The following is a 20,343-nucleotide window of genomic DNA, read 5'->3' as shown; positions in this document are numbered from 1 at the left end:
GGAACGGACGCTTCCTTCGGACCGCCTTCCAGCGGGCCCTCCGGGCGCTTCGTTCTTTCGTGTTTCCAGCTTATCAGATGTTTTCCGCTCCGTTTCCGGGGCTTCGTCATCCAACTCGCCGTTGTCTTCTGCGGCTTGACGCCCCGTCCGACGTTTCAAACTCTAGCCGACCCTCGCTCCGAAAAGCGAATCCAGCCGCAATCCGATAAAACGCTCACGCCGAATACGCACCGGGCCGAGACGCAAAGAAGCGAAACGGCAGGCGCGGGCCCGACGTGGTGTCTCCAGGGATTGGCCGCCCCGGGACCGTCCGCGCCGATGCGTGTCCGGTGCTCCCTGCCGAGCGACTGGGAGACAGTACCCCTGTCCGACGCCCGAGACAAACTCGGCTCGTCAGGTCCGGCGGCCCGCTCGCGCTGGGCCGACCAGGGGATTCCGGGATGCGCCGTCACTCCGTACCCGCCCACCTCGGAGCGCGGCCACTAGCTTTGTCGACGCTTGGTCAACTCCGCCCTCTCTCCCCCGGGACCAGCCATGCCCAAAGCCCGTCGGCACGCCCTTCTCACCACGACCAGCCTGCTGGCGCTGCTCTGCAGCGCCGCCCCTGCTCTCCCCGCCCAGGCCGCCGTCCGGGGCCCGATCGCCGACCACCACCACGACAGCGCCCTGCGGTACGGCACCAGCAGCAACTGGTCCGGCTACGCGGCGACCGGCGGGAAGTTCACCAGCGTCAGCGCCGAGTGGGTCCAGCCGGCCGTCTCCTGCACCAGCACCAACACCTGGTCCGCCTTCTGGGTCGGTCTGGACGGCGACGGCAGCGAGACGGTCGAGCAGATCGGCACCGAGGCCGATTGTTCGCGCGGGAGGCCGGTCTACTCCTCCTGGTACGAGATGTACCCGGCCTACCCGACGAACTTCCTCAGCACCGTCCACCCCGGCGACCACTTCACCGCGAGCGTCACCACCAACGGCAGCGGCGCGTTCACCCTCACCCTCCGCAACACCACGAGGGGCTGGTCCCACAGCGTGGCGAAGACGTTGCGGAACGCCGCCCTGGCCTCCGCCGAGGTGATCGCCGAGGCCCCGTCCAGCAGCTCCGGCGTCCTTCCGCTCTCCGACTTCGGCACCGTCGGCTTCACCAACGCCATGGTCAACGGGAAGAACCTCGGCGCCTCGAACCCGTCGGTCATCGACATGGCCACGAAGGACGGCGTCACCAAGGCGACCACCTCCGGGATCAACGCCGGCACCGGGTTCTCGGTGACCTGGCACCACAGCTGACCGGTCCCCCGGCGACGCCTGCCGTCCACGGCCGTCAGGCGTCGCCCGTCAACCGGCGGCCGCGCGCCAGGAAGTCCATCAGCCCGCCGGCGCCGCCGAGCTCGCGGACCGTCCGGGCGGCACCGAACGGCGCGTTCCAGAACTCCCCCTGCCGCAGCTCGTGCGGGCCGACGTAGGCGTACGGCTCCGCGAGGAACGCGTCCCCGGGCGAGAGCCCGTAGTTCACGGCGCCGACCGTCACCCCCACGTCGAAGTGCTCGGGCCAGATGACCGGCTCCGCCTCGGGGAACAGCCCCCGCAGCGCCGCCTCGCCGAGCGCGAAGCAGTGCGCGAGCCACCGGGCCGCGGCCGGGTCCACCTCGATCGGCCGGTCGGCGGCGACGCCCGGACCGTCCCGGTACACCCCCTCGGGGGCGCCGACGCCGAGCCCGAGGGCCGCGCCGAGCGTGACGCAGCTGGTCCGTTCGAGCGACACCGCCCGCCCGCGTCCCACCAGCTCCGCGCCCACCACCCGCAACCACGGCTCGGCCACCGTCCCGAACCCGCCCGGGCAGGCCCGCAACCGGATCGTCCCGCTCGCCCGGTACTGCGGCCCGGCCAGCACCAGCTCGGCCACCGCGTGCAGGGAGCGACGGGTCCGTACGAGCGTCTCGGCGTCCATGGAGGCATGGTCTCCCGGGAAGCGGGTCCGCGCACCCTCCTCCACCGCCCCGACCCCCGCGCACCCGGCCACCGCCCTCCGGTGCCGCGGAACGGCCCCGCCCACCGGGCCCCGGGCGCAGCCGGCGAGGTCCGTCGCGAGGTGTCGACGTTCTCATCGAACTACCTCTTGTAAGTGGGGGGTTGGTGAGGGAATCATGACAGCCCTCACACAACCGGGGAGTTGAGACCTCATGGGCGCCGTGGCGGCCGGCACCGAAGTGGCACGGCGGACGGCCTCGGCGAGTCGCCGTCAGCTGGCGATCCTGCTGACCGCCAAGACGATCTCGGACGTCGGCTACGCGCTCGACTTCATCTGCCTGTCGGTCTTCGTCTGGGAACTCCACCACTCGACCCTGGACACCGGGCTGGTCAGCGTGGCGCTGTACGCGGGCGCGATCGCGGGTGGGCGGCTGGGACACCGGTACGGGGACCGTTGGGACCGCCGGCGGATGATGATCGGCGCCGACCTCGCCCGGTCGCTCATGCTGGCGCTGCTGGCCGTACTGCCGACGGGCGTGCAGAGCTGGTGGCTGTACCCGGCGGTGCTGGTGATCGGCAGCGGGCGGTCGGTCTTCGAGGCCACGCTGTCCGCCGCCACCCCCGTGCTCGCCGGGCCGCGCACCCCGTCGGTGAACAGCGCGCTGGCCGGACTCAAGGGCGTGGCCTTCATGGTCGGCATGGGCCTCGCCACCGTCCTGGTCCCCCTGGCCGGGTACCGCTGGGTGTTCGGGCTGGACGCGGCCAGCTACGCGCTCTCCGCCGCGGTGCTGCTCGCCCTGCGCCTTCGGATGCGGGAGCCGGACGGCCCGGCCGCCGGGGCCCGGGACCGCTCCGGTGCCTGGCCGTTGCTGGTCGCCGCCGGCCTGGCCGGGCTGGTCGCACTGCGCGGACTGGACGCCTTCGGCAGCGCCTCCCAGCACGTCGGACTGCCGCTGCTCGGCACCGAACTGCGCCCGGACGAGCCCGCCGTGGTCTCCGGTGCGGTGTGGGGCAGCTGGGCGGCCGGGCTGCTGCTGGCGAGCTTCGTGCTGCGGCCCCTGGCCAGGCGCATCGTCGACCGCGCGCCGGCCCGGGTGTACTGCGTGGCCACGATGGTGATGTCGCTGGGCTTCATCGGCGTCTTCTGGCTCGACGGCTGGTGGCCGCGGCTGCTGGCGGCGGCCGGGGCCGGTCTGGGCGACGCGCTGAGTGAGATCACCTACAAGCAGTCCCTCCAGCAACTGCCCGACGGGCGGCGGGGACGGGCGTTCGGGCTGTCCCAGATCACGGTCAACGCGGGCTTCATGTCCGGCCTGCTCGTCACGAGCCTGGTGCTGGAGCCGGCCTGGGTGGCGCCGTGGGTGCTGCTGCTGCACGGCGTGCCGCTGCTGGTGGCGGGCTGGATGGCGGTCGCCGCGCCCCGGGCCGCCCGCCCGGTCGGGCCGGTCTCGTGAGCGGGCTCCGACGGCCGGCCGGCGCCGCCACCGGTGAGGTCTACCTCGACTACGCGGGGCTCGGCCGGCTCCGGCCCGCCGCCGTCGCCGCGATGCGCACCGCCGTGGACGAGGTCCTCCCGTACGGCAGCGCCAGGGTCGGCCCCCTCTTCGGCGCGCGCGCCGCCGCCCGGCGGTCGGTCGCCCGGCTGCTCGACTGCACGCCCGACGAGGTCGCCTTCGTCCCCAACACCTCGGCCGGCATCCATCTGGTGGCCGACGGACTGGACTGGCGCCCGGGCGACCAGGTCGTGCTGTTCGACCGGGACTTCCCGGCTAACGTGCGGCCGTGGCTGCGCCTGCGCCGCCACGGGGTGGAGCCGGTCTGGGTGCCGATGCGTGACGGCGGCTACCGGATCGAGGACGTGGCGGCGGCCATCGGGCCGGCCACCCGTCTCGTGGCGGTGAGCCACGTCAACTTCGCGACCGGGTTCCGCTGCGACCTCGACCGGATCTGCGCGCTGGCCGCCGAGGTCGGGGCGCTGGTCTGCGTGGACGCCGTGCAGAGCTTCGGCGCGCTGCCGCTGTCGGTGGCCGGGGCCCCGGTCGACTTCCTGGCCGCGGGCGCGCACAAGTGGCTTTGCGGGCCGCCGGGCACCGGGGTGTTCTACTGCCGGGCGGACCGGCTGGAGCTGCTGCGCACCACGCCCACCGGCTGGTTCGGCCACCAGGGCGCCGCGGAGGTGTCCAAGGGGCCGGGGCAGCTGCGCTACGACCTGCCCGAACGGGCCGGGGCGGCCAGGGTCGAGGGCGGGATGTACGACCTGGTCGGCATGGCCGGGCTCGCCGCCGCGCTGGCCGAGCTGGAGGAGACCGGCCTCACCGCGGTCACCGAACGGGTGCGCACCCTGGCCGACCGGCTGCGCACCGGGATCGCCGCACTCGGCTACCGCCCCGCGCTCCCCCCGGACGGCGCCGGACACTCCGGCGTCGTGAGTTTCACCGGCCATCGGACGGACGGGGTGGAGATCGTCCGGAGATTGACGTCGGCCGGAATACACGTTTCCGTTCCGGATGGCTGGGTCCGGGTTTCCCCGCATTTCTGGACAACCGACGAAGAAGTGGCGGAGATCCTCTCGGAGCTTGCCGCGCAGAAGCCTTGACGGCGCCGTTCCGGTTCCCGAAGAATATCGCTCAACCGCTTCGCCGGACCGGATATCCGGACCGGCCCGTGAAAAGAGAGGGGTGGCGAAATGGCTTACGAGACCTGGGAGTCCCTGGAGGACGAGGTCGAGATCAGCACTGGTGCGGCGGACTGCTGGACCTGTCTGATCGACGACGCCGGCGTCTGATCCCGGCGCTCCACGCATGCCCCGCGAGGGATTTCCGGTACGCCCGGATTCCGTCGCGGGGCATGTCGCCGATCGCCCGGATCCTGATCCCAGAAAGGCACAGGAATTACCGCGTGAACCGTTGGGAATTCAGTCACGGAATCGTCGGGGTCAACGCGCCGAGTTGGCTCACCTTCGAGGTGCACCGCCCGTACTTCGACGGTGCCGAATCACCGGCCACCGCCATCCAGGCGCGGTCCGCGGTCCTGGCCGCCCGGCGTTTCGAGAATCCCGCTCCGGGCGCGCTGCGGTTCGGCATGACGATGCCCGCGAGCTACCGCCGGCTGCTGGTGCAGGAGTCCCGGCTGACCGCCTACCGGGCAGCGGTCCCGACCGACCTGCCCGACGAACTGGCCTCCCCCGCCTGGCGGCGGATGACCGAGGCGTACCGGCGGCACGCCGAGCTGAACCAGGTGGACCGGTCCGGGCTCGCCCACTGGCTGGTCGCGGTCTGCCTCCCCGCCGCGGTGCTGGAGGTCGTCCCGGAGGACCTCGACCCGGCAGCCTGCCGGGACCAGGTGACGGCAGGCGTCCAGGCCGCCCGCGCGGCCGCCCTGTTCGGCGCCGAGGGCCTCTCCGAACGGACCGCCACGGCCTACCGGGTGCTGGCCGACCGTCCCGCGCCCACGGTCGCCCACGTCCAGGCGGTGGCCGCCTGGGGCTACCTGCTCGCCCGGCACTCCGGCGACGACTCCGCCGCGCCGCTCCTCCTCGCCCGCGCCCGGGAGCTGCTCAAGGAGATCGCGGGCGAGCTCACCCCCTTCACCCACACCGTCCTCACCGCCCGGCTGGCGCTGCGCGAGGTCATGTACGCCGAGCGGCAGCGGGACTTCGGCGGCGCCCGGGCGCTGCTGGCCGACGTCCGGGCGAGCGTCGCCGAGCTGACCGCACCCGACCGGGACGACGAACTGGTCCTGCTGGAGACCCGACGGCGGCTGCTCGACCGGCACCTGGAGATCGTGGTGCGGATCGGCGACACCGAGGCCGAACGCGCCGCCGTCGAGGAGGGCCTCGCCCTCGATCCGTGGGACGTGAAGATCCGGATGCAGGCGGCGCAGGCCCACGAACGCGCCGGCGAGCACGAGCAGGCGCTGGCCGGCTACCTGCACGCCGCCCGGCTGGGCCCGTTCGGCACCGCCTTCGCGCTGCTGCGGGCCGCCGGCCGCGCCCGGGACCTCGGGCACGCCGAGTTCGCCCGGGTGCTCGACGAACGGGCCTTCCGCGCCGCCCCGCGTGCCCGCGCCACCCGGGACGCGCTGCTGGAGGCCTGCCGGAACGACGGCGACCGGCCGCTGGAGGAGCTGACCGCGCGCGCCGCCACCCGGGACCCGGAGCGGCCGTACGCCAACAACTGGCACTACCGGATGTACGCCTCGTACTTCAACCTGGGCGAGTCCGAGTCCCCCGGCCTGTACGCCCGACTCCCCAGCCTCGCCTACGAGTTCGCCGAGCGCGGGGGTGAGCGGGCCGAGGTCAACTGGCAGCGCCTGATGCCGCCGGCCTTCCGCGGCAACCTGATCCGCGAGTCCGGGCTGACCGAGTTCGCGGTCGACCACCCGGCCGAACTGCCCGAGCACCTGCGCACACCGCGCTGGAACCGGCTGTGCGCGTGGCTGGACGAGTTCGACCGCTGCGAGCCCGAGCGCCGGCAGCAGATCGCCATGGTGCTGTACCGGCTCGGATTCACCAAGCTGGTCCTGGAGCTGATCCCGGCCGTACCGGTCGACCGGCTCCGGACCCCGGCCGAGCTGCGGCTGCACCACTGGCGCGACCTGGTGCGGTACGTCGCCTCGATCGGCACCGCGGTGGCCGCACCGGAGACCTCCTTCGCCATCGCCGAACACCCGGCCTGCCCGACCCACCTGCGGTTCGTCATCGCCGTGGTGGCGGTGGTGTTCCACGCCCGCGAGACGCGTTCGCTGGAGGAGGCGACGCGCTGGCGGGAGATCGGCGCCCGTGCGCTGGAGGAGCTGCTGGCGGACCCGGACCGCTCCGCGTTCGAGCGGACGATGGCGGAGAGCCGGTTCTACCGCAGCGTCAGCTTCGTCCCGTTCATGGCCGGCGACCGCGCGTGGCTGGCCCGCGACATGGACCGCGCCGAGGAGCTGGCCCGGGCGGTGCCCGCCGAGGGGCCGTACCAGGAGTTCCTCAAGCGGGAGAACCTGCGGGCCTGCGTGGAGAGCCGCTCCAAGGAGTGCTACGCGTTCGGCGAGGACGAACGCGGCGACCTCCTGGTCGCGGAGGCACTGGCCCTGGACCCGTACGAGCCCAAGACGCACATCGAGGTGGCGGAGGGCCTGCTGCGGCGCGACCGTCCCCGGGAGGCCGCCGACAGCTTCCTGCGGACCGCCCGGCTCGGCCCGGTCTCCACCGCTTTCGGCTACGCGTCCGCGGCCGAGTGCTTCCGGCTGGCCGGCCAGCCGGTCCTGGCCGAGGACTGCTACCTCCAGGCCCTGCGGGTGGACCCGTACGCGATCTCCGCGGCACGCGGCTGGGCGGCCGTCGGCGCGGCCAACGGCATGGCCGAGGCGGCCCGCGGCTACCTCGCCGACCTGGAGGCCTGGGGCGCGGCCCGGCGCGCCGCCCGGCGGGAGCGGCCGTGAGCGTCACCTGGGTGCTGCGCCCCGAGCCCGGCCCCGGGGTGGAGGCCGTCGTACGGCCGGTGCGGGTCGGCGAGCTGCCCGCCGACCTGCCCGCCGCGTTCCTCGCCGGGACCGGGTTCAGCGGCAAGGTGGGCGAGGTGCTGCAGCTGCCCGGCACTCCCGTGACCGTGCTGCTCGGCGTCGGCCCGCGGGCCCGGACCGACCGGGACGCGATCCGGGCGGCGGCGGCCGGGCTGGCCCGGGCCGTCTCCGCCTACCGGCGGCTGGCCGTCCACCCGCCGGGCCCGGACCTCCGACCGCTGGTCGAGGGGTACCTGCTCGGCGGGTACCGGTTCACCCGGTACCGGAGCCGTGCGGCCGAGCCGACCGACCAGCTCGTCGAGGTGCTCGCCCCCGGCACGCCGGAAGCCGCCCGAGGCCTGTTCGAGGGCCGTCGGCTGGGAGAGGCCGTACTGCTGGCCCGGGACCTGGTCAACGAACCGGGCGAGGCCCTGACCCCGCCCGCGTTCGCCGACCGCGCGGCCGAGGTCGCCGCGGCGGCCGGGCTGGAGTGCGAGGTCTGGGACGGCCGGCGGATCGCCGAGGAGCGGCTGGGCGGACTGCTCGGGGTCAGCCGGGGCTCCCTGGTGCCGCCCAGGCTGGTCAAGCTGGGCTACCGGCCGGACGGCTGGACGGAACGGCCCGGAGCGGCCGGACGGACCGGACGGATCGCCCTGGTCGGCAAGGGCGTCACCTACGACGCCGGCGGCCTGTCCCTCAAGCCCAACGCGCAACTGGCCGGGATGAAGGCCGACATGGCCGGGGCGGCCGCCGTCCTCGGGACGATGTCCGTCCTCGGCGCCCTGGACTGCCCCGTCGCGGTGGACGCCTGGCTGCCGCTCACCGAGAACATGCCCAACGCCGACCCGATCCGGGTCGGCGACGTCCTGGTGATGCGCAACGGCACCACCGTCGAGATCTGCCACGCGGACGCCGAGGGACGGCTGATCATGGCGGACGCACTGGTCCTGGCCGGCGAGACCGGGCCGCAGGCGATCATCGACATCGCCACCCTCACCGACGCCGCCGCGATCGCCCTGGGCCGCCGGGTCGCCGCGCTGATGGGCACCGACGACACCCTGGTGGACCGCCTGCGCGCAGCCGGCGCCCGGGCCGGCGAGCCGCTCTGGCCGCTGCCGCTCCCCGACGCGTACCGGCCCCAACTCCGGTCCCGGGTCGCCGACCTGGTCAACTACACCCTCGGCACCCGGCACGGCACCGCACTGCTGGCCGGCCACTTCCTCCGCGAGTTCGTCCCGCCCGGCATCCCGTGGGCCCACCTCGACATCCAGGGCACCGCCCTCTCCGACGGGACGGACGCGGAATGGGTCGCCGGCGCCACCGGCTTCGGCGTCCGCACCCTGGCCGAACTCCTCACCGGCCCCCACCCACTCGCCCGCCTGACCGGTCCGCCGTCGCGCAGCGGCGTGGAGTGATGGGACTTACGCGGAGTGATGCGGAGTGATGCGGAGTGATGCGGAGTGGCGTGGATCACGCCGGGATCCGGGCGGACGGTGAAATGCGGGGGCCGCCGCGGTGGTTGGCACCGGCGATCGCCGCTGACCCGGCGCACCGCACCGCTACCCGCGAGGAAACCCCCATGACCGTCACCGAGTCGTCCTCCTCCCGCGCGGCCGAGATCCTCTCCCGGCCCGTCACGATCAACGGGCTGACCGTGCCCAACCGCATCGTCATGGCCCCGATGACGCGCCAGTTCTCCCCGGGCGGCGTCCCCGGCGAGAACATGAGCTCGTACTACGCCCGCCGCGCCGCCGCGGGCGTCGGCCTGATCGTCACCGAGGGCACGTACGTCAACCACGAGTCCGCCGGGCAGAGCGACAGCATCCCGCGCTTCCACGGCGAGGAGCAGCTCGCCGGGTGGGCCCGCGTGGCCGCGGACGTCCACGCGGCGGGCGGCACCATCGTGCCGCAGCTCTGGCACATCGGGATGGTGCGCAAGCAGGGTGACCCGCCGGTCGCCGACGCCCCGGCCGTCGGCCCCTCCGGCATCCGGTTGGACGGCACCGAGGGCACCGGCCGGGCGATGACCCGGACCGACCTGGACGCCGTCATAGGCGCCTTCGCCGAGGCCGCCGCGGCCGCCGAGCGGATCGGCTTCGACGGCGTCGAGCTGCACGGCGCCCACGGCTACCTCCTCGACCAGTTCCTGTGGGCCGGCACCAACCGCCGCACCGACGCCTACGGCGGCGACCCGGTCGCCCGGGCCAAGTTCACCACCGAACTCGTCGCGGCCGTGCGCGCGGCCGTCTCCCCCGAGTTCCCGGTGATCTTCCGCTACTCGCAGTGGAAGTCGGACAACTACGACGCCCGGATCGCCGAGACCCCGCAGGAGCTGGAGTCGATCCTCACCCCGCTCGCCGAGGCCGGCGTGGACGCCTTCCACGCCTCGACCCGCCGCTACTGGGTCCCCGAGTTCGACGGCTCCGACCTCAACCTGGCCGGCTGGACCAAGAAGCTCACCGGCCGCCCCACCATCACCGTGGGCTCCGTCGGCCTGGCCGGCGACGTCATCGCCTCCTTCGCCGGTGAGGGCTCCGACACCCGGGGCATCGACAACCTCCTCGACCGCCTGGAGCGCGACGAGTTCGACCTCGTCGCCGTCGGCCGCGCCCTGCTCCAGGACCCGGAGTGGGCCGCCAAGGTCCTCGGCGGACGCTTCTCCGAGCTCCGCCCCTACGACGCCGCCGCCGTCCGCACCCTGAGCTGACCGGCAGCGGCGACACCGGTGGCGGGATCGGCCGATCCCGCCACCGGTGCACGCCCTGCGCCGTATGCTCGCCGGATGGAGACGAACGGGTCCTTACCTCCGTACGAAGTCCTGGTGGCGGGGCCGTACTTCACCGATCTGGTGTTCCACGGCCTGGACCGGCCGGTGCGGCCGGGCACCGAGGTGTTCGCGGACGGCTTCGGCCTGGTGCCGGGCGGCGCGTACACCCCGGCGATGGCCCTGCGCCGGCTCGGCCGGCGGGTGGTGTGGAGCGCGGACTTCGGCACGGACCCGTTCAGCGCCCACGTCCTGGCCTGCGCCCGGCGGGAGGGCCTGGACGAGGCCGCGTTCCGGCGGCACCCGTTCCCCGTGCGCAGCCTGACCGTCGCCCTGGCCACCGAGGGCGACCGCGCGATGGTCAGTTTCCAGGACCGGGTCGACCCGGCACCGCTCGCGCCGCTGCTGCGGCGGTTCCGTCCGCAGGTCCTGCTGCTGCCCCAACTGCGCTGGGACGAGGAGGCGGTGGCGGCCTGCCGGGCCGCGCGGGAGCTGGGCGCGCTGGTGGTGATGGACTGCCACGACACGCCCGCGCGCCTCGACGACCCGGCCGTCCGCGCCGCGCTCGCCCTGGTCGACGTCCTCACCCCGAACGACGGCGAGGCCCTGCGCCTGACCGGCGCCGACGGCCTGGACGAGGCGGTCGACCTCCTCGCCCGCGTGGTGCCCACCGTGGTGGTGACCCGGGGCGCGGAGGGTGCCACGGCCGTCCGGAACGGCGAGCGCCACGACGTCCCGGCCGCCCGGACCGCCGCCGGGGCCGCCGTCGTCGACCCGACGGCGGCCGGCGACTGCTTCAACGCGGGCCTGGTGCACGGGCTCCTCGGCGGCTGGGACCTGCCCGACTGCCTGGCCGCCGCGTCGCTCTGCGGCGCCGCCGCGACCACCGGCCCCGGCTCCGGCGCGGCCCTGCGCGCCGAGGAGCTCGACCGGCTCCTGGCCCGGCTCCTCGACCGCCGCCGCGGCCACCGCCGCGACCAGCCCGCCCGACCGGGGCACCCGACCGCTCGCCCGGCCGCTCGCCCGGCCGCAGGCTCCGCTGAACTCCGCTCCTAGCAGCATGAGATGAACACTTCACCACCCGGCGTGATCGTGTTAGCGTCCGTCGGATGTCGAGGATTCTGGTCACCGATCTGGACGGCACGCTGCTCGGCGGCACCCGGGACGACCGGCGGCGATTACGGGACGCCCTGGCCCGCCACCCCGAGGTGACCACGGTCTTCGCCACCGGACGCGGCCTGGCCTCGATCCGCGAAGTGCTCCGCGACCCGCTCGTCCCCCGCCCCCGGTGGATCATCGCCGACGTCGGCGCCACCGTCCTGGACGGCACCGACCTCACCCCCGTCGACCCCGTCCAGGAACAGCTGCGGGCCGGCTGGCCGGGCCCGGACCGGATCCGCGCCGCGCTGCTCCGCTTCCCCGCACTCGCCTACCAGCACGGCGTCCACCAGGACGGGCGGTGCTCCTACCACCTCCCCCCGGACGGGCTCACCGCCGAACTCACCGCGGCCGTCGAAGCCCTCGGCTGCACCTGGGAGTACTCGGCGGACCGCTACTTCGACGTCCTGCCGCCCAACGCCTCCAAGGGCAACGCCCTGCGGGCCCTGGCCGCGAAGCTGGGCTGGCAGCCCGACGGGATCCTGGTCGCCGGCGACTCCCTCAACGACCTCTCGCTGTTCCGCGCGGGCACCCACGCGGTGGTCGTCGACGGGGCCGAACCCGCCCTGCTCACCGCCCTCGCCGGGAACCCGCTGGTCCAGCACCCGGGCCGGCCCGGGGCGGCCGGCATCCACGCGGCGCTCCGCACGCTCGGCTGGACCTCCCGCGCCGCCGACCACGGGCCCGGCCACGAGTCCGACGCCGATACCGAGGCCGAGTCCGACGCCGACGCCGAGTACGACGCCGATGCCGAGCTTGGGACACCCGTCGGCCGGCACTCCGTCGTGGTCGCCTACCACCGCCCGCCGCTGCACTGGAACGGCGAGAGCTGGCAGCCGCCCAGCAGCCCCAACGGCATCCTGCCCACCCTGAGCAGCGCCTTCGCCGACGACCTGCCCGGCGTCTGGGTCGCCGCCCGCACCGGCCGCGACCGGCAGGCGCCGCACCCGCCCCCCGCCTCCGCCCCGCCGCTGGCCGCCGTACCCGTCGACCCGGCCACCTGGAGCGGCTACTTCCACCGCGCCTGCAAGGAGACGCTCTGGCCGGTCCTGATGTCCGAACCGGACCGGGCCGTCTTCGACGAACGCTCCTGGGCCGACTACCGCACCGTCAACGCCCGCTTCGCCCGGCACATCAGCGCCCAGGCCGCCCCCGGCGCCACCGTCTGGCTGCACGACTACAACCTCTGGCTCGTCCCGGGCCTGCTCCGCCGGGCCCGCCCCGACCTGAGGACCGGGCTCTTCCACCACACCCCGTTCCCGGCCCCGGAGACCTTCGCCCGCCTCCCCGTCGCGGCCGAACTCCGCTCCTCGCTCGCCTGCCTCGACTGGGCCGGCTTCCACACCGAAGCCTTCGCCGACCGCTTCCGCCGGACCCTGGCCGGCCTTCCCGGCCGGCCGCACACCACCGTCCACCCGCTGGGCATCGACCGGCCGGCCGTCGAGCGGCTCGCCCGCCTGCGCGCCCCGCACCGCCGCCCGGGCACCCCGCGCGTGGTGCTCTCGGTCGAACGCCTCGACTACGCCAAGGCCCCGGTCCAGAAGGTCGACGCCGTCGACCGCCTGCTCGCCCGCCGCCCCGACCTGCGCGGCCGGCTCGCCTTCCGCCTCGTCTGCCCGCCGCCCGAGCCCGGGATCACCGCGTACGAGAGCACCCGCCGGCACCTGGAGCGGCGCATCGCCGAGACCAACTCGCGCTGGCGGAGCGGGTCCTGGCAGCCGGTCGACTACCTGCCGCACCGCCTCTCCACCACCGAGGTGATCGACCAGTACCTCACCGCGGACGTCCTCTGGATCACCTCCCTCCAGGACGGCATGAACCTCACCGCCAAGGAGTTCGTCGCCGCCCGCGCCGCGCTCCCCGGGCACCGGGCCGACCCGGGGGTCCTCGTGCTGTCCCGCCACACCGGCGCCGCGGCCGAACTCGGCGAGGCCGCCCTGCTCACCGATCCGCACTCCCCCGAGGACCTCACCGCCGTGCTCGCCCACGCCCTCGACCTCGCCCCGGCCGAGCGCCGCGCCCGGATGGCCCGGCTCTCCGCCCTCCTCGGGAACAGCCGCCCCGCCGACTGGGCCCACGAGATCCTGCGCGCCATCCGCAGCGGCGCCCACCGGAGCCCGGCCGCGTGACGCGCCGTGAACCCCGGCCCGGGAGCTGCCGGGCCGGGGTTCACGGCTGGAAGCGGATCCCGCCGTCGAAGCGGATCGTCTCGCCGTTCACGTAGTCGTTCTCGATCACGAACCGCACCAGGTGCGCGAACTCCGCGGCCCGACCGGCCCGCTTGGGGAACGGGACGGGCGCGACCAGCTTGGCCTTGAACGCCTCGGCGGCCTCGCCCTCGCCGTAGATCGGCGTGTCGATGATGCCCGGGCAGATCGTGTTGACCCGGACGCCGATCGCCGCCAGGTCGCGGGCGGCGGGCAGGGTCATGCCGACGATGCCCGCCTTGGAGGCGGCGTAGGCGACCTGGCCCGTCTGGCCCTCCAGGGCCGCGACGGACGCCGTGTTGACCACCACCCCGCGCAGGCCGTCGGCGTCGACGGGCGCCGTCCGGGCGATCCGCGCGGCACCGATCCGCAACAGGTTGAAGGTGCCGATCAGATTGACCCGGACGACGTTCTCGAACTGGCCGAGGTCGTGCGGCGCGCCGTCCCGTCCGACCGTCCGGGAGGCCCAGGCGATGCCCGCGCTGTTGACGATGACGCGCAGCGGGAGGCCGGTGTCGACGGCGGCCTGGACGGCGGCCTCCACCTGGGCCTCGTCGGTCACGTCCGTCCGGACGAAGAGGCCGCCGACCTCGTCGGCCAGCGCCTTGCCGGGCTGCTCGCCGAGGTCGGCGATCACCACCTTGACGCCGTGGGCGGCCAGCTCGCGGACGGTGGCCGCGCCGAGTCCGCTCGCGCCGCCGGATACCACCGCGGAGATGCCGTTCGTGTCCATTGCTCGCAGTACCTTCTTCCAGGATCGGTTGGTCAGGACCGGTCGGTGCCGGTCAGGGCCGGGTCGGTGCCGGACGGGGCCGGGTCGGTGCCGGCCGCGTCGCGCCGGGCGGCGACGAGCCGGATGAACGTGTCGGCGGTCGAGTGGCGGTAGAAGTCACGGGGCGCGATCCTCGGCAGCCCCCGCTCCTGCATGGACCTGAGCACCCGCAGCACGAGCAGCGAGTTGCCACCCATCAGGAAGAAGTTGTCGGCCATGGACACGTCGGCCCTCAGGTGCCGGCTCCAGATGGCCAGTACCTCCGCGGCGAGGTCGTCGGTCGCGGCCGGGCCCGGCGGGGTGGCCCTGACCTGCTCGTCGGCCCGGCCCGGGGCGGTCGGCGGCGGGAGCCGGTCGAGGTCCGGCTTGCCGTTGGTGGTGAGCGGCACCGCGGGGATCCGGGTGAGCGTGGCGGGGACCATGTAGTCGGGCAGGATGCGGCGGGCGTGGTCGAGGATCCGTGCGGTGTCGGCGTCCCGGGCCTCCCCCGCTGCCCCGGCCCTCCCTGCTGCCTCGGCCTCCCCTGCTGCCCCTGCTGCCCCGACCTGCCCGGCCGCTCCGGCCAGGACGACGTACGCGTCGATCCGGCTGCTCGCCGGATCGTCGGGAGCCGCCGCGGTGGCGACGACGACGGCCTCGCTCACCGCCGGGTCGGCGGCCAGCACGGACCGGATCTCGCCCAGTTCGATCCGGTGTCCGCGGATCTTGACCTGCTGGTCCAGCCGTCCGAGGTGGTCGAGGCGGCCGTCCGGGCGCAGCCGCCCCTTGTCCCCGCTGCGGTAGAGGCGTTCGCCCGTCACATCGTCGGTGACGAACCGCTGGGCCGTGAGCTCCGGCCGGCCCAGGTAGCCCGCCGCGAGTCCCGCGCCGCCGACGTGGATCTCGCCCGCCGCCCCCGGTGGCAGGACGCGTCCGCGCGCGTCCCGCACGGAGACCGACCAGCCGGGCAGGGCACGGCCGACCGACCGGGAACCGGCCGCCAGCTCGGCCGGGGTGATCGTCTGGGCGGTCACGTGCACGGTGGTCTCCGTGATGCCGAACATGTTCACCACCCGGCACCGGGTGTGGGAGTGCCCGGCGAACCAGGGGGCGAGCACCCCCACGTCGAGCGGCTCTCCGCCCAGCACCAGCAGCCGCACCGACAGTTCGCCCTTCCCGGCCCGGTCCACGCGGACGAGCTGGGCGAAGGCCGACGGGGTCTGGTTGAGCACGGTGACCCGCTGCTCGACCAGGAGCCGGTGGAACTCCTCGGGGTCGCGCGCCGTCCAGTGCGGGACGACGACGAGTCGTCCGCCGCTGAGCAGGCAGCCCCAGGTCTCCCAGACCGAGAAGTCGAAGGCGGTGGAGTGGAACAGCGTCCACACGTCGTCGGGGCGCGGTGCGAAGTCCGTACCGGTCGCCGCGAGCAGGGCGGTCACATTGCGGTGCGGGACGACCACGCCCTTGGGGCGGCCGGTGGACCCGGACGTGTAGATCACGTAGGCGTCGTCGGCGGGGGTTCCCTCCCGTCGGTCTCCACCGCCCCCGGGCACACCACGGGCACTCAGCTCGTCGAGGCCGACGACCCGGACGTCCTCGACGGCGGGAAAGGACTCCGCGTCGCCGACGACGAGGGGCAGTCGCGCGTCCTCGACGACGTACCGCAGCCGCTCCGCCGGGTAGCGGACGTCCATCGGGACGTAGGCGCACCCGGCTTTCAGGACGCCGAGCATCGCGACGACCACCGAGGCGTCGCGGTCCAGGCAGACACCGACCTTGCTCCCCCGGGCGACCCCGAGGGCGCGCAGGCCTGCCGCGACCCGGTCGGCGCACTCGTCGAGCTGCCGGTACGTCAGCTCTCCGCGCTCGTCGGTCAGCGCCACCGCGTCGGGGCGCCGGCGCGCCGCCTCCTCGAAGCACTCGTCGATCCGCCGGTCGGCGCCGGGGCCCGGAGCCCGGCCCACGCCTCCCCGGCGCAGGACCTCCGCCTCCTCCTCCGGGGTCAGGAGCGGCACCGTGGCCGGTACGGTCGCGCCGGAGTCCGTCGCGAACCGGGCGGCCAGCCGCTCGACCGCGGCGCAGAAGGTGTCGGCCACGTCCGGGGAGAGGACGCCCTCGTCGAACCAGCAGGACGCCTCGACCGCGCCGTCGGGGTGCTCCAGGAGGTGCACGGTGACCGGGAAGACGGGGGTTAGGCAGGGCAGGTAGGTGCCACCGGCCCAGGCCTCGGCGTGGACGACGCCGACCGCCGGGAGCGCCGGCCCCGGGGCCGCACCGGGTACGGAGTCGAGTTCGGCTTCGGCTTCGGCTTCGGCTTCGGCGAGCCGGTCGGCGACGCACTGCTGCTCGTCGATCTGCCGGACGCTCAGGCGCGCGCGCTCCGCCCGTCCGCGCGCCACGTCGAGGTGCCCGATCGCCACGGTGTCCGTTCCGGCGTACCTGGCGGTGGTGAGGGCGAGGGCCTCCAGGAGCAGCCGCGCGGTGCCCCGCTCGCGGCCGGGTACGGCGAGCGGGCGGGCGCTGACGGTGCCGCTGCGGTGCCGGTCCCCCAGGCCCCAGTCGGCCGGGGCGACGGGGGCGGACGGGGCGGTCGCGGCCCACGGGGCGGACGGAGTGGCCGGCGCGCCGGCGGACGGCGGCTCCACCGCCGCCCCGGTGAGCAGGGCCTCGGCCACCTGCTCCAGCAGCGCGCGCGGCACGACGTGGCGCAGGGCGACCAGGACCAGGTCCGCGGTTCCGTCGGCGTACGTCAGCCGGACGGCTCGGAGCGGGGACCGTTCGTCGCGGACCGGGCGCAGCAGCTCCCGCCGGGCCCGGGCGGTCGCCCGCGGGTCGTCCCGGGTCGTCGGGACCCTGGTCTCCCAGAGCCGGGGCGAGCCGAGCTCCGGCCGACGGCGGGCGGCCTGCGCCAGCCGTCGGCCGGTGTCGTCCGGGCCGGGGGTTCCGGGCGTGCCGGGGGTACCGGGCGTGCCGGGGGTACCGGGGGTACCGGGCGTGCTGGAGGTACCGGGCAGCCGGGCGATCACCCCGTGGCAGGCCCGCCCCTGCGCGGGCAGCCGCAGGCCGGACGGCGCTCCGGGATGCGTCCGGTCGTGGCCGGCTCCGGTGCGCGGTCCGGCCACGGGCGGGGGCGGTGTCGCTTCGGTCTGTGCAACCACGGTCGGCCTCCTGCCGAGCTCTGAGCGGTCCGGTGCCGTCACCGGGTGGTGAACCCGCCGTCGACGGTGAGCACCGTTCCGGTCACCCGGCGGGAGTCGTCCCCGGCCAGCCAGAGCGCCGCCCCGGCCACGTCGGCGGGTTCGACGAGGGCGTTCATGGGCTGGTCGCGGAGGAACGCCTCCTCGTGGCCCTCGGCCGGCAGGTCGAGCGAGCGGGCGATCTCGGTCAGCATCCGGCCCTCGACCAGCGGGTCGTCGCGCACCGAGCCGGGGCAGAGCGCGTTGACCCGGATCCGGTGGGGCGCGTAGTCCAGGGCCGCGGCCTTGGTCAGGCCGATGAGTCCGTGCTTGGCGGCGACGTACCCCGCGAAGTAGCGGTAGCCGACCAGTCCGGCGGTCGAGGAGACGTTGATGATGCTGCCGGACCCCTGCTCGACCATGCCGGGCGCGACCGCCCTGATCATCCGCCAGGCGCCGGAGAGGTTGACGTCCAGCATGAGCGCCCAGTCGCGCTCGCTCGTCTCGTGCACCGGGCGGCCGGACGGTGCCGCGATGCCGGCGTTGTTGACCAGCACGTCGATCCGGTGGAAGCGCTCCAGCGCCTCGTCGACCGCCGCCTGCACGCCCGCCGGGTCGCGCAGGTCGACCGCGGCGGTGACGACCGCGCTGCCGTGCTCCTCGCACAGCTCGGCCGTGTGGTCCAGCTGGCTGCGGCTGCCCAGGGGGTAGTCCACGCCGTCCAGGTCGTCGGCGAGGTCGAGGAGCACCAGGTCGGCGCCCTCGCGGGCGAAGCGGACGGCGCACTCGCGGCCGAGCCCGCGGGCCGCTCCGGTGATCACGGCGGTCCGGTCCCTCAACTGCATGCCCGCCGCTCCTCCGTCCCGTGCTCCGTCCGGCCCCGGGCGACGGCCCGCAGCAGGGCTTCGGGCGAGTCGACCAGGTACATGTGGCCGCCGGGCAGTTCGAGGTAGCGGAACTCCCCCTTGGTGACGTCCTGCCACTGCCGGGCCTGCTCGGCGGTGACCAGGACGTCCTCTGCGCCCCGCAGCGAGGTGACCGGGACGCGGAGGGGCTCGGTCGAGCTCGGCGTGTAGTCCTCGTGCATGGCGACGTCGGCGCGGAGCACCGGCAGCAGGACCTCCCGCAGGTCCGGGTCGTCGAAGGCCTCGTGCCGGTAGCCGGCGAACTCCTGGACGCGGGCCAGGAATTCGGTGTCGTCCAGCCCGGTGGCGCGGGCCTCGCGCCCGTTCGCCGGGCCGGGGGAGCCGCTGACGTACAGGTGCTCCAGGCCGCGGTCGCCCTGTCGGTCGAGTTCGAGCGCGATCTCGTAGCTGAGCACGGCGCCGAGGCTGTGGCCGAGGAGCGCGAACCGCCGGCCCCCGGTGAGCTCGGCGACCCGGGGGGCGAGCAGGGCGACGGCCTGGGCCACCTCGGTGAGCGGATCGTCCAGGAACAGCTCCTCGCGCCCGGGCAGTTGGAGCGGCAGCACCGTCAGGCCGGGCACCGCGAGGTCGGACCAGGCGCGGTAGAACCCGGCCCCGCTCCCGGCGAAGGGCAGGCACACGAGTGGCAGTTGCTCGATCGACATGGTCTCCTCGTTCTCGGGTCAGGGCTCGAACCCCGGAAGCCCACGGCTCGGGGCACGCAACGCACGGCTCCAAACGCCGGGCTCCGGTTCAGCAGGTCAGGAAGGCTCCGGCGCCCCGCCGCCGCCCGTGCTCCGGACGCCCCGGCTTCTCCACGAACCTCCTGAGGTAGTTCGCCCCCTCGGTGCCGCCGGATCCGGTGAGTTCGGGGGTCAGGTACCGGACGGCGAAGCCGTAGTGCCGCCCGCGCCAGCGCCGGAGCACCCGTAGCAGCGCGTCGAGGTGGTGCGCCACCTCGGCGTCCCCGGCGGCCCGCAGCCGGGCGCCCTGCTCCTGCCACTCCTCGGCGAGGACGCCGCGCAGCTCGGCCAGGTGCCGGTAGCCCCCGAGGACCGCGTCCTTCTCCGGGTCGAGGCCGTAGAGCACGATCTCCATGGCGTGGTAGTTCATCGACTGCACGGCGCTGGCGTCCCCGGTCTCGGCACGGAACTCCATGAAGCGCTCGGGCGACATCGTCCACAGTGCGCTGAACACGCCGTTCAGCAGCTCGGCCGTCAGGGTGGCCTGCCGGAGCCTGGTGCGGGCCTCCCGCCGGTCGTCCGCGCAGGTCTCGGCGGCCCGCAGCACCAGGGAGCGGACCAGGAAGAAGACCATCTCGCAGGCGTGCACGGAGCGCAGGAAGAGGTGCTCGTCGTGCTTGTCGGACTGCGGGAAACCGGTGCACTCGGCCAGCACGAAGCTGTTCCAGCGCGCCCGCGGGTCGGCCTCCCGGGCGCGCAGCACCTCCTCCAACGGGACCTTCCCGTCGGGGTCGAAGGTGAGGGCGCGCACCCGGTCGAGCGGGGCCCGCAGCCGGTGCCGGCGCTCGGCCGAGGTCGCGGGGTCGATCGCTCCGGCCGGGGCGGCCCGCTCCACTTCGAGCAGGGCGGTCAGCGAGACCGCCAACGCCTCGGCGGCGCCGGTCAGTCGGTCGTCCGGCCGCTGGGCCAGGAACCAGTCGAAGACGTGCAGGTCGGTGTAGCGGTAGTACCTCGGTATCTCGGTCGTCCGGCTGAACGGCCGGGTCAGCAGTGCGAGCAGGTCCGCCTCGCCTTCCGTCTCCCCGTCGGCGGGCGCCGGGGGCCGGTCGTAGGACCCGGCCAGCTCGTCGAGCCGTTCGGGTGCGAGCGCCGCGCGGCCGTGTGCCCGCTGGATCCTGACGATGTGTGCGCAGCGTTCCGGTAGGCGCGGTTCCACGGGGTCACCTCCTTTGGTTCGACGAGGGGTTGGA

14 protein-coding genes are annotated in these 20,343 nt (G+C 74.6%); 8 read left to right on the top strand and 6 right to left on the bottom strand.

All coding sequences use genetic code 11. From position 1 onward, the window contains the following. Positions 1-534: 534 nt before the first annotated feature. Positions 535-1,281 (top strand): G1 family glutamic endopeptidase, encoded by a 747-nt coding sequence (locus tag ACZ58X_RS11180; RefSeq protein ID WP_470333384.1) that lies wholly within the window; start codon positions 535-537, stop codon positions 1,279-1,281. A gap of 34 nt (positions 1,282-1,315) precedes the next feature. On the opposite strand, the gene ACZ58X_RS11175 is transcribed toward ACZ58X_RS11180, so the two are convergent. Beyond that, entirely contained in the window at positions 1,316-1,942 is a 627-nt protein-coding gene (locus ACZ58X_RS11175; protein ID WP_470333383.1) for a hypothetical protein, read from the bottom strand. A gap of 232 nt (positions 1,943-2,174) precedes the next feature. Here ACZ58X_RS11175 and ACZ58X_RS11170 point away from each other — a divergent pair, with 232 nt between their 5' ends. From ACZ58X_RS11170 to ACZ58X_RS11140, 7 genes are all read left to right on the top strand, one after another. Next, a complete protein-coding gene (locus tag ACZ58X_RS11170; protein ID WP_470333382.1) occupies positions 2,175-3,416 on the top strand; it encodes an MFS transporter in 1,242 nt (413 codons plus the stop codon). Then, positions 3,413-4,558: an aminotransferase class V-fold PLP-dependent enzyme gene (locus ACZ58X_RS11165; RefSeq protein ID WP_470333381.1), complete on the top strand. Its 1,146-nt coding sequence runs from the start codon at positions 3,413-3,415 to the stop codon at positions 4,556-4,558. Before ACZ58X_RS11170 ends, ACZ58X_RS11165 begins: the two co-directional genes overlap by 4 nt. Before the next feature lie 302 nt (positions 4,559-4,860). Beyond that, a complete protein-coding gene (locus ACZ58X_RS11160; protein WP_470333380.1) occupies positions 4,861-7,389 on the top strand; it encodes a tetratricopeptide repeat protein in 2,529 nt (842 codons plus the stop codon). Then, positions 7,386-8,864: a leucyl aminopeptidase gene (locus tag ACZ58X_RS11155; protein ID WP_470333379.1), complete on the top strand. Its 1,479-nt coding sequence runs from the start codon at positions 7,386-7,388 to the stop codon at positions 8,862-8,864. Before ACZ58X_RS11160 ends, ACZ58X_RS11155 begins: the two co-directional genes overlap by 4 nt. 164 nt (positions 8,865-9,028) lie before the next feature. Further along, positions 9,029-10,156, top strand: a complete 1,128-nt coding sequence (locus tag ACZ58X_RS11150; RefSeq protein WP_470333378.1) for an NADH:flavin oxidoreductase — start codon at positions 9,029-9,031, stop codon at positions 10,154-10,156. 75 nt (positions 10,157-10,231) lie between these two features. After that, positions 10,232-11,269 carry a carbohydrate kinase family protein gene (locus ACZ58X_RS11145; protein ID WP_470333377.1) on the top strand — a complete coding sequence of 346 codons (1,038 nt, stop codon included), beginning with the start codon at positions 10,232-10,234 and terminating at the stop codon, positions 11,267-11,269. Positions 11,270-11,322: 53 nt separating this feature from the next. Then, the gene (locus tag ACZ58X_RS11140; protein WP_470333376.1) at positions 11,323-13,500 is read left to right on the top strand and encodes a trehalose-6-phosphate synthase; all 2,178 of its coding nucleotides are present in this window, start codon (positions 11,323-11,325) and stop codon (positions 13,498-13,500) included. Between the two features lie 40 nt (positions 13,501-13,540). Here ACZ58X_RS11140 and ACZ58X_RS11135 read toward each other — a convergent pair whose 3' ends face one another. From ACZ58X_RS11135 to ACZ58X_RS11115, 5 genes are all read right to left on the bottom strand, one after another. Continuing rightward, positions 13,541-14,311 carry an SDR family oxidoreductase gene (locus ACZ58X_RS11135; protein ID WP_470333375.1) on the bottom strand — a complete coding sequence of 257 codons (771 nt, stop codon included), beginning with the start codon at positions 14,309-14,311 and terminating at the stop codon, positions 13,541-13,543. 32 nt (positions 14,312-14,343) lie between these two features. Next, positions 14,344-17,487 carry a non-ribosomal peptide synthetase gene (locus ACZ58X_RS11130; protein ID WP_470333374.1) on the bottom strand — a complete coding sequence of 1,048 codons (3,144 nt, stop codon included), beginning with the start codon at positions 17,485-17,487 and terminating at the stop codon, positions 14,344-14,346. Positions 17,488-17,525: 38 nt separating this feature from the next. Continuing rightward, entirely contained in the window at positions 17,526-18,350 is an 825-nt protein-coding gene (locus ACZ58X_RS11125; RefSeq protein WP_470333373.1) for an SDR family oxidoreductase, read from the bottom strand. Continuing rightward, positions 18,341-19,075, bottom strand: coding sequence for a thioesterase II family protein (locus ACZ58X_RS11120; RefSeq protein ID WP_470333372.1), 735 nt, complete (start codon positions 19,073-19,075; stop codon positions 18,341-18,343). Before ACZ58X_RS11120 ends, ACZ58X_RS11125 begins: the two co-directional genes overlap by 10 nt. Before the next feature lie 88 nt (positions 19,076-19,163). Further along, positions 19,164-20,309: a tryptophan 2,3-dioxygenase family protein gene (locus ACZ58X_RS11115; RefSeq protein ID WP_470333371.1), complete on the bottom strand. Its 1,146-nt coding sequence runs from the start codon at positions 20,307-20,309 to the stop codon at positions 19,164-19,166. Positions 20,310-20,343: the final 34 nt, after the last annotated feature.

Source organism: Kitasatospora sp. NPDC040550, from assembly GCF_055594965.1.
This window is presented reverse-complemented; position numbering and strand designations above follow the sequence as displayed.